Genomic DNA, 13,173 nt, shown 5'->3' with positions numbered 1-13,173 from the left:
GGGAATCCCCCTGCATGGGTAGGTTGGTGGACGGGGGGGGGTCGCTCCCCCCCGCGATTTGTTGCCAGAAGAACTTAGAACAGTACGCGGGAACGGATAGTGCCCTTGACGTGTTGCAGTTTTTCTTGCGCCAGATCCGAGTACTCGGCATCAACGTCGATTACTACATAACCGACTTTCTCGTTGGTCTGCAGGAACTGACCGGAGATGTTGATCGCGTTTTCGGCGAAGACTTTGTTGATCTCGCTGAGTACGCCCGGAATGTTTTCGTGGATGTGCAGCAGACGGTGCTTGCCCGGGTGAGCCGGCAGGGCCACTTCAGGGAAGTTGACCGACGATACCGAAGTACCGTTGTCGCTGTACTTGACCAGTTTCTCGGCCACTTCCAGACCAATGTTGGCCTGGGCTTCGGCGGTGGAACCACCGATGTGCGGGGTCAGGATCACGTTGTCCAGGCCACGCAGCGGGCTTTCGAACTGCTCGTCGTTGGAGCGCGGCTCGACCGGGAACACGTCGATGGCGGCGCCGATCAGGTGCTTGTCCTTGATCGCGGCAGCCAGGTGATCCAGCTCGACCACGGTCCCGCGGGCGGCGTTGATCAGGATCGAGCCTTTCTTCATCGCGCGGATTTCTTTCTCGCCGATCATCCACTGGGTGGACGGCAGTTCAGGCACGTGCAGCGAGACGATGTCGGCCAGGCCCAGCAGCTCGTTCAGGCTCGCGACCTGAGTGGCGTTGCCCAGCGGCAGTTTGGTCAGCGGGTCGAAGAAGAACACCTGCATGCCCAGGCTTTCGGCCAGGACCGACAGCTGCGTACCGATCGAGCCGTAGCCGACGATGCCCAGCTTCTTGCCGCGGATTTCGAAGGAGTTGGCCGCGCTCTTGATCCAGCCACCACGGTGGCAGGAAGCGTTCTTCTCCGGGATGCCGCGCAGCAGCAGGATTGCTTCGGCCAGTACCAGCTCGGCAACCGAACGGGTGTTGGAGTACGGCGCGTTGAACACGGCGATACCGCGCTCGCGGGCCGCGTCCAGATCAACCTGGTTGGTACCGATGCAGAAACAGCCGACAGCGACCAGTTTCTTGGCGCAGTCGAAAACCTCTTCGGTCAGTTGAGTGCGCGAGCGGATGCCGATGAAGTGGGCATCAGCGATCTTTTCTTTCAACTCGGCGTCTGGCAGAGAACCGGTGAGGTACTCGATGCTGGTATACCCGGCGGCCTTGAGGACGTCCACGGCGGATTGGTGGACGCCTTCGAGAAGAAGGAACTTGATCTTGCTCTTATCGAGAGAAGTCTTGCTCATCTGCGTAAACCTGTGTCCCGGAGAAAAATGGCAGGGAAGTGAAGCTCTCGCAGCATCGGCTTAAAGCTCGATCAGCGGGGGGCGTATGCTAGCATGAGTACCCCCCGATACGCCCATCCCTGGCACGTGAAGAGTGCTCAGGGTGACTATGAATAGTTCGAGAGTTCTGTCGATGACCGATTCTGCGCTGCTTGATGAGCTGATGACCCTGGTTGAGCCTGGCAAGATGCTGACCGATGCGGTTTCCCTCGAGACTTACGGCAAGGATTGGACCAAGCACTTTGCCCCGGCGCCGCTGGCCATCGTGTTTCCGAAAAGTACCGAGCAGGTCCAGGCCATCGTGCGCTGGGCCAACCAGCACAAGGTTGCCCTGGTGCCTTCAGGCGGACGAACGGGCCTCTCCGCAGCGGCGGTGGCGGCCAATGGCGAAGTGGTGGTGTCCTTCGACTATATGAACCAGATTCTCGCCTTCGATGAGTTCGACCGTACCGTGGTCTGCCAGCCGGGCGTTGTAACTGAACAGCTGCAGAACTTTGCCGAAGACAAGGGGCTGTATTATCCGGTCGACTTCGCCTCTGCAGGTTCCAGCCAGATTGGCGGCAATATCGGCACCAATGCCGGCGGTATCAAGGTTATTCGCTACGGTATGACCCGTAACTGGGTGGCTGGCCTGAAGGTCGTCACCGGTACTGGCGACCTGCTGGAGCTGAACAAGGACCTGATCAAGAACGCCACCGGCTACGACCTGCGCCAGCTGTTCATTGGCGCCGAAGGCACCCTGGGGTTTGTGGTCGAGGCAACCATGCGCCTGGATCGCGCGCCGAACAACCTCACTGCGATGGTCCTCGGCACTCCGGATTTCGACTCGATCATGCCGGTGCTGCACGCCTTTCGCGACAAGCTCGACCTTACTGCCTTCGAATTCTTTTCCGACAAGGCCCTGGCCAAGATCATGGGCCGCGGCGACGTTCCCGCGCCGTTCGACACCCCGTGCCCGTTCTATGCGCTGCTGGAATTCGAAGCCAGTACTGAAGAAGTGGCCAATGCCGCCCTGGCGACTTTCGAGCACTGCGTGGAGCAGGGTTGGGTGCTGGACGGGGTGATGAGCCAGAGTGAGCAGCAGCTGCAGAACCTGTGGAAACTGCGCGAGTACATCTCCGAAACCATCTCGCACTGGACGCCCTACAAAAACGATATTTCGGTCACTGTGTCGAAAGTACCGGCTTTTTTGCACGATATCGACGCGATCGTCGCAGAAAGCTACCCGGATTTCGAAGTGGTCTGGTATGGCCATATCGGTGACGGCAACCTGCACCTGAACATCCTCAAGCCCGATGCCCTGAGCAAGGACGAGTTCTTTGCCAAGTGCGCTACGGTGAACAAGTGGGTGTTCGAGATCGTGCAACGCTACAACGGCTCGATTTCTGCCGAGCACGGGGTCGGCATGACCAAGCGTGATTACCTCACCTACAGCCGCTCGCCCGTGGAAATTCAATACATGAAAGCGGTGAAGGCGGTGTTCGATCCGAACGGGATCATGAACCCGGGCAAGATCTTCGCCGTCGAGTAAGTCAAAGGCACAAGAGCTTCCAATAGCGCCAGGAGTCGGTAATGAGCTATCAGCACCAGTATGTAGACGGCACGCGTATTCACTTTCCCCTGGGCAAGGTGGTGTGCATCGGGCGCAACTATGCCGAGCACGCCAAGGAGCTGGACAACCCGATCCCCACCGAGCCGCTGCTGTTTATCAAGCCAGGCAGCTGTGTGGTGCCGCTGGACAGCGGCTTCAAGATCCCGGCCGAGCGCGGTTCGGTGCACTATGAGGCGGAAATCGCCGTGCTGTTGGGCAAGTCGCTGTCGCCCGAGCCCAGTGAAGAAGAAGTACTCGACGCCATTTCCGGCTTCGCCCCGGCCCTGGACTTGACCCTGCGCGACCTGCAGGCTCAATTGAAGGAAAAGGGCCTGCCGTGGGAGCGCGCCAAGTGCTTCGATGGCGCTTGCGTGCTGCCACCCTTTGTCGCTGGTAGCACCTTCGAAGACCTGGCCGATATCGGCATTCGCCTGACCATCAACGGCGAAGTACGCCAGGATGGCAACAGCGCGCTGATGCTCAACCCGATCGTACCGATGATTCAGCACATGGCTTCGCAGTTCGGCCTGCAGGCTGGCGATGTGATCCTGACCGGCACGCCAGTGGGCGTTGGTCCGCTCAATCCGGGCGACGAACTGGTGCTGGAATTGCCAGGTGTCAGCCGCTTTGAAAGCAACGTGTTGTAACCCCTGAGGGCAGCCAGTCACGCTGGCTGCCCTACGCTCTATCGCCGTTTGCCATTTTTTTCACAATCAATCCGGATAATGCTTGCCGACCTGGCTCTGCGAACGTGCCGGTAATGTGTTATTAAACTGGCAAAAAAGAGCATTCATCCCATGGCCACTCCTGTTCCCTCCAGTAAATCCGTGCCGTCTGCGCGAAAACGCGGGCTCGCCTTGCGTTGGTCGACCTGGTTGGCTGCGGCAGCAATCATTGGATATGGCGTGGCCATTGCCATGCACTGGGATGATCGCGGGCTGTTGTGGATGAAGGAGCGCTTTGAAAGCCCGGTGGAGCAGCAGGCGAGCATCTGGTTGCCGGACTACCAGGTCGACATCGACGCCAAGGTCTTGCCGGGTATGGAAGACGACGAAGCGTCCGACCTGACCTACAACCCGGTCAGCAAAACCCTGTTCTCGGTCATGGGCAAGAATCCCTTCCTGGTCGAGTTGAACCTCGACGGCGATGTGTTGCGCAAAATGCCTCTGGTGGGCTGGAGCAACCCTGAAGGGGTGGCAGCACTCGAAGGTGGGCGTCTGGCAATTGTCGACGAACGTGATCACAAACTGACCATCGTCACCCTGACGGCCGAAACCCAATCGCTGAATATTGCTGACTTCCCGCAATACGACCTCGGTCCGTCGGAGAACCAGAACAAGGCTTTCGAAGCGATTGCCTGGGATCCTCGGCAGCAGCGCATTGTGCTTGGCGAAGAACGCCCGCCGGCGTTGTTTACCTGGAGCAGCGATGGTCATAGCCCGCTGACCGGCGACAAAAAGCCATTGCCAAGCGAAGAACTCGACCTACGCAACCTCTCGGCCCTGGGCATTGATTCACGTACCGGGCACATGCTGGTGCTGTCCGCCGACTCCAATATGCTGCTGGAGCTGGATGAAACCGGCGAGCAGGTCAGCTTCATGACTCTGCTGGGCGGCTTCAATGGCTTGAACAAGCGCATTCCGCGGGCCGAAGGTGTGGCCATGGACGAGCAGGGCACCCTGTACATCGTCAGTGAACCGAATCTGTTCTATCGTTTCCGTAAACCCTGAGCCGAATTGCAGAATCTTCCTACTCGAAGATTAAGTTTGGCTTCAGTTGGGTATGGTTTGATTCAGGCTGTCCCTTGTCGAGTCTTCCTGAATGCGCCGCTACATTCGTCTGCCGCTGATTTTCCTGGTCCTGAGCCTGTTCGCCCTGCTGCTGGTTGCCGTAGCGGGGCAGCAATATCGCTTGTTCGAGCGCGGCTGGTTCAATATCAAGACCTGGTGGCAGCCTTCCGAGCTGAGTATTGGCCTGGACCAGTATCGCGTGACCATCGAAGCGCAGCCCCTCGAAGGTCTGGATGACGATATCTCCGCACTCACCTTCGATCCTGATCGCAACAGCCTGTTCACCGTGACCAATCAGCGCTCGGAGTTGATCGAGCTGTCGCTGGACGGGCGCATTCTGCGCCGTGTGCCGCTCACTGGTTTCGGTGACCCTGAGGCGGTTGAGTACGTCGGTCCTGGCAGCTACGTGATCACCGATGAGCGTGAGCAGCGCCTGATTCGTGTGCATCTCAACGACAACACGCTATTCCTCGATGCCAAGGATGCCGAGCAACTGACCTTGGGTATTGGCCTGAACGGCAACAAAGGCTTCGAAGGCCTGGCCTACGATTCGGTGGGCAAGCGCCTGTTCGTTGCCAAAGAACGCGATCCGATGCTGATCTATGAGGTGCATGGCTTTCCCCATGAAAACCCCGAGCAGCCTTATGCCGTGCATGTAGTGCAGGACCAGAAGCGTGATTCGCGGTTGTTCGTGCGCGATCTGTCGAGTTTGCAGTTCGATGAGCGCAGCGGCCATTTGCTGGCGTTGTCGGATGAGTCGCAGCTGGTGCTGGAACTGGATGTGCAGGGCAAGCCGCTGAGCAGTATGTCGCTGCGCAAGGGCTTTCAGGGCCTGAAGAAGAGTGTGCCGCAGGCAGAAGGCATCGCCATGGACGATGCCGGGACCATTTACCTGGTCAGTGAGCCGAACCTGTTTTACGTGTTCAAGAAACCGACCGAGTAAACCTCATCGCGGGGCAAGTCGGGTCGCCGCACCGCGATGCTTTTAGACCTTGAGAGTCTTGACCCCTTCAGAAGTCCCCAGCAACAGCAGATCCGCCGGCCGTGCCGCGAACAGGCCGTTGGTGACTACGCCGACAATGGCGTTGATCTGGCTTTCCAGCTCCACCGGGTTGGTGATCTGCAGGTTGTGCACATCGAGGATGATGTTGCCGTTGTCGGTGACCACGCCTTCACGATAAACCGGGTCGCCGCCCAGCTTGACCAGCTGACGTGCCACGTGGCTGCGGGCCATCGGGATCACTTCAACCGGCAGCGGGAAGGCGCCCAGTACCGGTACCAGCTTGCTGGCGTCGGCGATGCAGATGAAGGTCTTGGCCACGGCGGCAACGATCTTCTCGCGGGTCAGGGCGGCGCCACCGCCCTTGATCAGGTTCAGGTGCTCGTCGCTCTCGTCGGCGCCGTCGACATAGAACTCCAGGTCGCTGACAGTGTTCAGCTCATACACCGGAATACCATGACCCTTCAGGCGTGCGGCGGTCGCTTCGGAGCTGGCCACGGCGCCATCGAAGGCCGCCTTGTGCTGGGCCAGGGCGTCGATGAAGCAGTTGGCGGTCGAACCGGTGCCGACGCCGACAATGCTCTTGTCGTCGAGCTTGGGCAGAATGAAATCGACAGCGGCCTGGGCGACAGCCTGTTTGAGTTGGTCCTGGGTCATGCGGGCTCCGAAGCGGGGAGGAGTATCGTGAAGGCGCGTAGTATAGCGGCTAAAACCCCGGACTTGCTGTGGTCGCCCGACAGGGCGCTGGGGTAGACTCGCAAACCCCGCCCAACCGCTCAGTGATGCTTTCCCGATGCTCGAACAGTACGTCAAGAAGATCCTCACCTCGCGTGTTTACGACGTTGCCGTCGAAACCCCGTTGCAGACCGCCGGCCAACTGAGCAAGCGCCTGGGCAACAACATCCTGCTCAAGCGCGAAGACTTGCAGCCGGTGTTCTCTTTCAAGATTCGCGGTGCCTACAACAAGCTGGCCCAGCTGACCCCGGAAGAGCTGGCCCGTGGCGTGGTGACCGCCTCGGCCGGCAACCATGCCCAGGGCGTGGCCCTGGCGGCGCGAGAACTGGGGATCAAGGCAACCATCGTCATGCCCAAGACCACCCCGGAGATCAAGGTTGAAGGCGTGCGCTCGCGCGGTGGCAAGGTCGTACTGCACGGCGATTCGTTCCCGGAAGCGCTGGCCTACTCGCTGAAACTGGTCGACGAAAAGGGCTTCGTGTACATCCATCCCTATGACGATCCGCACACCATTGCCGGTCAGGGCACGGTGGCCATGGAAATCCTGCGCCAGCACCCCGGCCAGCTGGATGCGATCTTCGTTCCAGTCGGCGGTGGCGGCCTGATCGCCGGTATTGCCGCCTACGTGAAGTACTTGCGTCCCGAGATCAAGGTGATCGGCGTCGAGCCGGACGACTCCAACTGCCTGCAGGCCGCCATGGCCGCGGGTGAGCGCGTGGTCTTGCCGCAGGTCGGGTTGTTCGCCGATGGCGTGGCCGTAGCGCAGATCGGCCAGCACACCTTTGACATCTGCAAAACCTATGTGGATGAAGTGGTGACCGTCAGTACGGATGAGATCTGTGCCGCGATCAAGGATATCTACGACGATACCCGCTCGATCACCGAACCTGCCGGCGCACTGGGTGTGGCGGGGATCAAGAAGTACGTCGAGCTCAATGGCGTCCACGGCCAGACCCTGGTGGCGATCGACTCGGGTGCCAACGTCAACTTCGACCGCCTGCGCCATGTTGCCGAGCGTGCCGAGCTGGGTGAAGGCCGCGAAGCCATCATCGCCGTGACCATCCCCGAGCAGCCGGGCAGTTTCAAGGCCTTCTGCGAAGCCATCGGCAAGCGCCAGATCACCGAATTCAATTACCGTTACCATGCCGATGGCGAGGCGCATATCTTCGTCGGCGTGCAGACCCATCCGGACACCGACCCGCGCAGCGCCCTGATCCAGAGCCTCAGCGAGCAAGGTTTTCCGGTACTCGACCTGACCGACAACGAACTGGCCAAGCTGCATATCCGCCACATGGTCGGTGGCCATGCGGCGCGGGTCAGCGACGAGTTGGTGCTGCGTTTCGAGTTCCCGGAGCGTCCGGGGGCGTTGTTCAACTTCCTCAACAAGCTGGGCGGGCGCTGGAACATCTCGATGTTCCATTACCGCAACCATGGCGCGGCCGATGGTCGCGTGGTGGCAGGCCTGCAAGTTCCGGATGATGAGCGCCACCTGGTCCCAGCCGCCCTGGCCAAGATCGGCTACCCGTACTGGGATGAAACCGACAATCCGGCGTACCGGCTGTTCCTGGGCTGAACAGCTAAGCTCAGGACAGCTCACAAGGAAGCAATGACATGGAATACCTGACTACTCTCAAGGTCCTGCACATCTCGGCCACCGTGCTGTTGCTGGGCAGTGCCCTGGGGCTGGCGATCTGGACCTGGTTGGCGCGGCGTAAAGGCGACACGACAGCAGCAAGCCGACTGATGCAGCGGCCGCTGGTGTTTGTCTGGCTGTTGATGGGCATCTGCCTGGTCAGCATGCCGTTCACCGGCTGGTGGCTGGTGCACCTGATTGGCTGGCCGTTGGGCCAGACCTGGGTGCTGGGCTCCAGTGTGATCTACACCTTCGGCGCGTTCAGCTGGTTCTGGCTGTTGGCGCGGGTCAATCGCCTGCGCACGGCACCGGCGGTGGGTAACCCGAAGTTCACCCTGGCGCTGGCGGTGTTCAGTGGTGTGTGTTTCATCGCTATCGCCGGCCTGATGGGCGCCAAACCGGTCTGATCAAATGTTATTTTGACTTGAGGCACACCATTCGGTGGGAGCGGGCTTGCCCCGCGATAGCAGTAGCGAGGCCACTATCAATCGCGGGTCAAGCCCGCTCCCACCGGGTGGCTAGGCTGAGTCTCAATCAGTCGCGCAGACTGATCACCGGCCAGCCACGTTTTTCAGCTTCGGCGCGCAGGTTCGGGTCCGGGTCGACGGCGACCGGGTTGGCCACCTGCTCCAGCAACGGCAGGTCATTCATCGAATCGCTATAGAAATAGCTGCCTTCCAGGGTAAAGCCGTTTTCTTCCAGCCAGCGCTGCAGGCGCGTCACCTTGCCTTCACGGAAGCACGGCACATCGGTGCTGCGACCGGTGTAGCGACCGTCAACCATCTCGCATTCGGTAGCCAGCAGCGTCTCGACTTCCAGACGCTTGGCAATCGGCCCGGTAATGAAACGGTTGGTGGCGGTGATGATCACCAGCTTGTCGCCGGCATCGCGGTGCTTTTTCAGCAGGGCCAGGGCTTTGGGCTGGATGATCGGTTCGACGCAATCGCGCATGAAATCGGCATGCCATTCGTCGAGCTGGGCCATTTCGGTATTGGCCAGGATCTCCAGGGTAAATTCCAGGTAGGCATTGAGGTCGAGCTTGCCAGCCAGGTAATCCTGGTAGAACTCGTCGTTACGGTTCTTGTAGGCCACCGGGTCGAGAATGCCACGCTCGCACAGGTAGTCGCCCCACGCGTGGTCGCTGTCGCCGCCGAGGAGGGTATTGTCCAGATCGAATAAAGCCAGGCGCATTTAAGTCACTCGCATAACATCTGAAAAGTCCCACAGAATACGGACTTTTCACATCGGTGCACATAAGGTAAACAGGCGCGTTGCTGGCCTTGTGACCTTTGTGGAACAATGCGGTGACATGCGTTTACGAGGTTGCTGCCGTGATCGACCCCGATGGTTTTCGCCCCAATGTCGGGATCATTCTGACGAATGATCTTGGGCAGGTGCTATGGGCTCGGCGGATCAACCAGGATGCCTGGCAGTTTCCCCAGGGTGGTATCAATCCTGAAGAGACTCCGGAAGATGCCTTGTACCGCGAGCTGAACGAAGAAGTGGGGCTGGAGCGAGATGATGTTGAAATTCTTGCCTGCACCCGCGGCTGGTTGCGTTATCGTTTACCCCAACGTCTGGTTCGTACCCACAGCCAACCGCTGTGTATCGGCCAGAAACAGAAATGGTTTCTCCTGCGCCTGGTCTCCAACGAGCAGCGGGTGCGGATGGATCTGACCGGGAAACCGGAGTTCGATGGCTGGCGTTGGGTCAGTTATTGGTATCCGCTGGGCCAGGTGGTGACATTCAAGCGCGAGGTTTACCGCCGCGCTCTCAAAGAGCTTGCCCCGCGCCTGTTGGCGCGCGACTGACGACGGAGTTCGACCCCGAGCCATGCTCAATACGCTGCGCAAGATCGTCCAGGAAGTTAACTCCGCCAAGGATCTCAAGACGGCGTTGGGGATCATTGTGTTGCGTGTCAAAGAGGCCATGGGCAGTCAGGTATGCTCCGTCTACCTGCTCGATCCCGAGACCAACCGTTTCGTGCTGATGGCCACCGAAGGCTTGAACAAGCGTTCGATCGGCAAGGTCAGCATGGCCCCGAACGAGGGCCTGGTCGGTCTGGTCGGCACCCGGGAAGAGCCGCTCAACCTGGAAAACGCCGCCGACCACCCGCGCTACCGCTACTTCGCCGAAACCGGTGAAGAGCGCTTCGCTTCGTTCCTCGGTGCGCCGATCATTCACCACCGGCGTGTGGTCGGGGTTCTGGTTATCCAGCAAAAAGAGCGCCGCCAGTTCGATGAAGGTGAAGAAGCCTTCCTGGTGACCATGAGCGCCCAGCTGGCCGGCGTAATTGCGCATGCCGAAGCCACTGGCTCGATCCGTGGTCTGGGTCGCCAGGGCAAGGGTATCCAGGAGGCCAAGTTCGTCGGCGTGCCCGGTTCGCCCGGCGCGGCAGTGGGCAAGGCGGTGGTTATGCTGCCACCGGCCGACCTCGATGTGGTGCCGGACAAGACCGTCGAGGACATCGACGCCGAACTGATCCTTTTCAACAATGCGCTGGAAGGCGTGCGCGCCGACATGCGCAGCCTGTCCGCCAAACTCGCCACCCAGCTGCGCCCGGAAGAGCGCGCGTTGTTCGACGTCTACCTGATGATGCTCGAAGACGCGGCCCTGGGCGGCGAAGTGGTGCAGGTGATCAAAACCGGGCAATGGGCCCAGGGCGCCTTGCGCCAGGTGGTGGGCGAGCACGTCAACCGCTTCGAGCTGATGGATGACGCCTACCTGCGGGAGAGGGCTTCCGATGTGAAGGATCTGGGCCGGCGTCTGCTGGCCTACCTGCAGGAAGCACGGCAGCAGACGCTGGTCTATCCCGACAACTCCATTCTGATCAGTGAAGAACTGACCCCGGCAATGCTCGGCGAAGTGCCGGAAGGCAAGCTGGTCGGCCTGGTTTCGGTACTGGGCTCGGGCAACTCCCACGTTGCGATCCTGGCTCGGGCCATGGGCATTCCGACCGTGATGGGCCTGGTTGACCTGCCGTATTCAAAGGTCGACGGCATCGACATGATCGTCGATGGCTACAAGGGCGATGTCTACACCAACCCCAGCGACGTGCTGCGCAAGCAGTATGCCGAGGTGGTCGAAGAGGAACGCCAGCTGGCCCAGGGGCTGGACGCCCTGCGCGAGCTGCCCTGCATCACCCTCGATGGCCACCGCATGCCGCTGTGGGTCAACACCGGTCTGCTCGCCGATGTCGCCCGCGCTCAGCAGCGTGGCGCCGAAGGGGTCGGGCTGTACCGCACCGAAGTGCCGTTCATGATCAACCAGCGCTTCCCCAGCGAAAAGGAGCAGCTGGCGATTTACCGCGAGCAACTGGCGGCCTTCCATCCCTTGCCGGTGACGATGCGCAGCCTGGACATTGGTGGTGACAAGGCGCTGTCGTATTTCCCGATCAAGGAAGACAACCCCTTCCTTGGCTGGCGCGGTATCCGCGTGACCCTCGACCACCCGGAAATCTTCCTGGTGCAGACCCGGGCCATGCTCAAGGCCAGCGAAGGCCTGAACAACCTGCGCATTCTGCTGCCGATGATTTCCGGTATCCACGAGCTTGAAGAAGCCCTGCACCTGATCCACCGGGCCTGGGGCGAGGTGCGTGACGAAGGCACCGACGTGCCGATGCCGCCGGTGGGCGTGATGATCGAAATCCCGGCGGCGGTCTACCAGACCCGTGAGCTGGCGCGCCAGGTGGACTTCCTGTCGGTCGGTTCCAACGACCTGACCCAGTACCTGCTGGCGGTAGACCGCAACAACCCGCGGGTTGCCGATCTCTACGACTACCTGCACCCGGCCGTGCTGCAAGCCCTGCAGAACGTGGTGCGCGACGCCCATGCCGAGGGCAAACCGGTGAGTATCTGCGGCGAAATGGCCGGTGATCCGGCGGCCGCGGTGTTGCTGATGGCCATGGGTTTCGACAGCCTGTCGATGAACGCCACCAACTTGCCGAAGGTGAAGTGGATGCTGCGTCAGGTCAGCCTGAGCAAGTCCCAGGAGCTGCTGGCCCAGGCCATGGGCATCGACAACCCGCAAGTTATCCACAGTTCGCTGCAATTGGCCCTGAAGAACCTGGGGCTGGCGCGGATGATCAATCCGGGGTCGGCGAAGAACCTCTGACATCTGGCCGCCTTATGGCCACTGTCTTTGTAGGAGCGGATTTATCCGCGATGGACTGCGTAGCAGGCCCATCTTTTGGGGCCGCGATGCGGCCCATCGCGGATAAATCCGCTCCTACAGCGATCAAACCTGCAAATCCACTTCCCCCAGATGCCCCCCGAACGGCCCGAAGCTGCGTTCCACCAACCGCCGCCGACCATCCGCCTCGACGATCAACACCGTACTGGCCCGCGTCCCATAGTTCTGGCTGGCGATAAACACACTCGACAGTAACCGCTCGGTACTGAGGCCTACACCGGTTTCCGGCAGCTCGCCGTCCGCCGCTTGGAGGTTATCCCCAAGCAACGTCAGCAAGGCTTCGGGCTGCGGGTCGGCCAGATGCTGCATCAGCCCGGCACGGGCCTTGACCAGCTTCGGCCAGGGCGTATCCAGTCCGGCGTTGGACAGGCCATAAACACCTTCGCCAAGCAGCCGTACCTGCGCGTCACGGGCACTCAGGTAGCCCAGCACGTGGTTATCGCCCACCAGCAGGTTGAACCCCGAATACTGCTGGCTGCGGCTGGCGACCTGATCCAGATAGGCTTCGACACCCAGCTCACCGCGCAGGAAGGCCGCCACCAGTTCGCCCCGTGAGCGCGCACCCAGGGCTTGTTGCGGGTCGCGAATATTGGTCAGCGCGGCAAAACGCCCCGCCGGACCGACACCGAGCCAGGTACCGCCGGCTTCCAGGTCGCGCCCGGCATAGACGCCGGGTGCGTCGTCCCAAGCCCCGAGCATGCGGCTGGGGCGGGCATAGAACTCATCACGGTTGGCCGCGACGATCAGTGGCTGGGTATGCCCGGGCCGCCAGGCAAAGACAATCAGACACATAGGTGGTCCTCTGTGTTTTTGCCCACTCTACCCATAGCGCCCGGCCTGATCCATCGACTTAATGTGTCTTCACTAGAGCCGCAGGCCTCCCTTCCGTT

Annotated in this window: 12 protein-coding genes; 8 read left to right on the top strand and 4 right to left on the bottom strand. The window is 60.7% G+C overall.

Annotation, left to right across the window (positions count from 1 at the left end):
- Nucleotides 1-74 precede the first annotated feature (74 nt).
- On the bottom strand, nucleotides 75-1,304 hold the full coding sequence (gene serA, locus ACO6VD_RS21800) for a phosphoglycerate dehydrogenase (protein ID WP_422422040.1): 1,230 nt from the start codon (nucleotides 1,302-1,304) through the stop codon (nucleotides 75-77).
- A 172-nt stretch (nucleotides 1,305-1,476) separates the two neighbouring features.
- On the opposite strand from serA, the gene ACO6VD_RS21795 reads away from it, so the two are divergent.
- The 4 genes from ACO6VD_RS21795 (at nucleotide 1,477) to ACO6VD_RS21780 (ending at nucleotide 5,667) form a co-directional block, all read left to right on the top strand.
- Nucleotides 1,477-2,874, top strand: a complete 1,398-nt coding sequence (locus tag ACO6VD_RS21795; protein WP_422422038.1) for an FAD-binding oxidoreductase — start codon at nucleotides 1,477-1,479, stop codon at nucleotides 2,872-2,874.
- Nucleotides 2,875-2,915: 41 nt separating this feature from the next.
- Nucleotides 2,916-3,581 (top strand): fumarylacetoacetate hydrolase family protein, encoded by a 666-nt coding sequence (locus tag ACO6VD_RS21790; protein WP_422422037.1) that lies wholly within the window; start codon nucleotides 2,916-2,918, stop codon nucleotides 3,579-3,581.
- A 150-nt stretch (nucleotides 3,582-3,731) separates the two neighbouring features.
- Nucleotides 3,732-4,664 (top strand): SdiA-regulated domain-containing protein, encoded by a 933-nt coding sequence (locus ACO6VD_RS21785; protein ID WP_422422035.1) that lies wholly within the window; start codon nucleotides 3,732-3,734, stop codon nucleotides 4,662-4,664.
- A 91-nt stretch (nucleotides 4,665-4,755) separates the two neighbouring features.
- Nucleotides 4,756-5,667 (top strand): SdiA-regulated domain-containing protein, encoded by a 912-nt coding sequence (locus ACO6VD_RS21780; protein WP_400174140.1) that lies wholly within the window; start codon nucleotides 4,756-4,758, stop codon nucleotides 5,665-5,667.
- 42 nt (nucleotides 5,668-5,709) lie between these two features.
- Here the strand turns inward: ACO6VD_RS21780 and rpiA are convergent, their stop codons facing one another.
- A complete protein-coding gene (gene rpiA, locus ACO6VD_RS21775; protein ID WP_038605494.1) occupies nucleotides 5,710-6,381 on the bottom strand; it encodes a ribose-5-phosphate isomerase RpiA in 672 nt (223 codons plus the stop codon).
- Between the two features lie 136 nt (nucleotides 6,382-6,517).
- On the opposite strand from rpiA, the gene ilvA reads away from it, so the two are divergent.
- Together ilvA and ACO6VD_RS21765 are read left to right on the top strand one after the other, a co-directional pair.
- Nucleotides 6,518-8,032: a threonine ammonia-lyase, biosynthetic gene (gene ilvA, locus ACO6VD_RS21770; protein ID WP_400174141.1), complete on the top strand. Its 1,515-nt coding sequence runs from the start codon at nucleotides 6,518-6,520 to the stop codon at nucleotides 8,030-8,032.
- Nucleotides 8,033-8,070: 38 nt separating this feature from the next.
- Nucleotides 8,071-8,499, top strand: a complete 429-nt coding sequence (locus tag ACO6VD_RS21765; protein WP_422422032.1) for a DUF2269 family protein — start codon at nucleotides 8,071-8,073, stop codon at nucleotides 8,497-8,499.
- A 127-nt stretch (nucleotides 8,500-8,626) separates the two neighbouring features.
- On the opposite strand, the gene ACO6VD_RS21760 is transcribed toward ACO6VD_RS21765, so the two are convergent.
- The gene (locus ACO6VD_RS21760) at nucleotides 8,627-9,283 is read right to left on the bottom strand and encodes an HAD family hydrolase (protein WP_422422030.1); all 657 of its coding nucleotides are present in this window, start codon (nucleotides 9,281-9,283) and stop codon (nucleotides 8,627-8,629) included.
- A 140-nt stretch (nucleotides 9,284-9,423) separates the two neighbouring features.
- Between ACO6VD_RS21760 and ACO6VD_RS21755 the strand changes: the two genes are divergently transcribed.
- Together ACO6VD_RS21755 and ptsP are read left to right on the top strand one after the other, a co-directional pair.
- A complete protein-coding gene (locus ACO6VD_RS21755) occupies nucleotides 9,424-9,903 on the top strand; it encodes an RNA pyrophosphohydrolase (RefSeq protein ID WP_010222140.1) in 480 nt (159 codons plus the stop codon).
- A 22-nt stretch (nucleotides 9,904-9,925) separates the two neighbouring features.
- On the top strand, nucleotides 9,926-12,205 hold the full coding sequence (gene ptsP / locus ACO6VD_RS21750) for a phosphoenolpyruvate--protein phosphotransferase (protein ID WP_422422029.1): 2,280 nt from the start codon (nucleotides 9,926-9,928) through the stop codon (nucleotides 12,203-12,205).
- 123 nt (nucleotides 12,206-12,328) lie between these two features.
- Here the strand turns inward: ptsP and ACO6VD_RS21745 are convergent, their stop codons facing one another.
- A complete protein-coding gene (locus ACO6VD_RS21745; protein ID WP_422422027.1) occupies nucleotides 12,329-13,075 on the bottom strand; it encodes an NRDE family protein in 747 nt (248 codons plus the stop codon).
- Between the last annotated feature and the right edge of the window lie 98 nt (nucleotides 13,076-13,173).

This window comes from Pseudomonas sp. GZD-222 (genome assembly GCF_049310525.1).
Classification (GTDB): domain Bacteria; phylum Pseudomonadota; class Gammaproteobacteria; order Pseudomonadales; family Pseudomonadaceae; genus Aquipseudomonas.
This window is presented reverse-complemented; position numbering and strand designations above follow the sequence as displayed.

Coding starts and splice junctions, on each gene's coding strand:
- ACO6VD_RS21765 (WP_422422032.1), top strand. CDS start 8,071: ATGGAATACCTGACTACTCTCAAGGTCCTGCACATCTCGGCCACCGTG.
- ACO6VD_RS21785 (WP_422422035.1), top strand. CDS start 3,732: ATGGCCACTCCTGTTCCCTCCAGTAAATCCGTGCCGTCTGCGCGAAAA.
- ACO6VD_RS21780 (WP_400174140.1), top strand. CDS start 4,756: ATGCGCCGCTACATTCGTCTGCCGCTGATTTTCCTGGTCCTGAGCCTG.
- ptsP (WP_422422029.1), top strand. CDS start 9,926: ATGCTCAATACGCTGCGCAAGATCGTCCAGGAAGTTAACTCCGCCAAG.
- rpiA (WP_038605494.1), bottom strand. CDS start 6,381: ATGACCCAGGACCAACTCAAACAGGCTGTCGCCCAGGCCGCTGTCGAT.
- serA (WP_422422040.1), bottom strand. CDS start 1,304: ATGAGCAAGACTTCTCTCGATAAGAGCAAGATCAAGTTCCTTCTTCTC.
- ACO6VD_RS21745 (WP_422422027.1), bottom strand. CDS start 13,075: ATGTGTCTGATTGTCTTTGCCTGGCGGCCCGGGCATACCCAGCCACTG.
- ACO6VD_RS21795 (WP_422422038.1), top strand. CDS start 1,477: ATGACCGATTCTGCGCTGCTTGATGAGCTGATGACCCTGGTTGAGCCT.
- ACO6VD_RS21790 (WP_422422037.1), top strand. CDS start 2,916: ATGAGCTATCAGCACCAGTATGTAGACGGCACGCGTATTCACTTTCCC.
- ACO6VD_RS21760 (WP_422422030.1), bottom strand. CDS start 9,283: ATGCGCCTGGCTTTATTCGATCTGGACAATACCCTCCTCGGCGGCGAC.
- ilvA (WP_400174141.1), top strand. CDS start 6,518: ATGCTCGAACAGTACGTCAAGAAGATCCTCACCTCGCGTGTTTACGAC.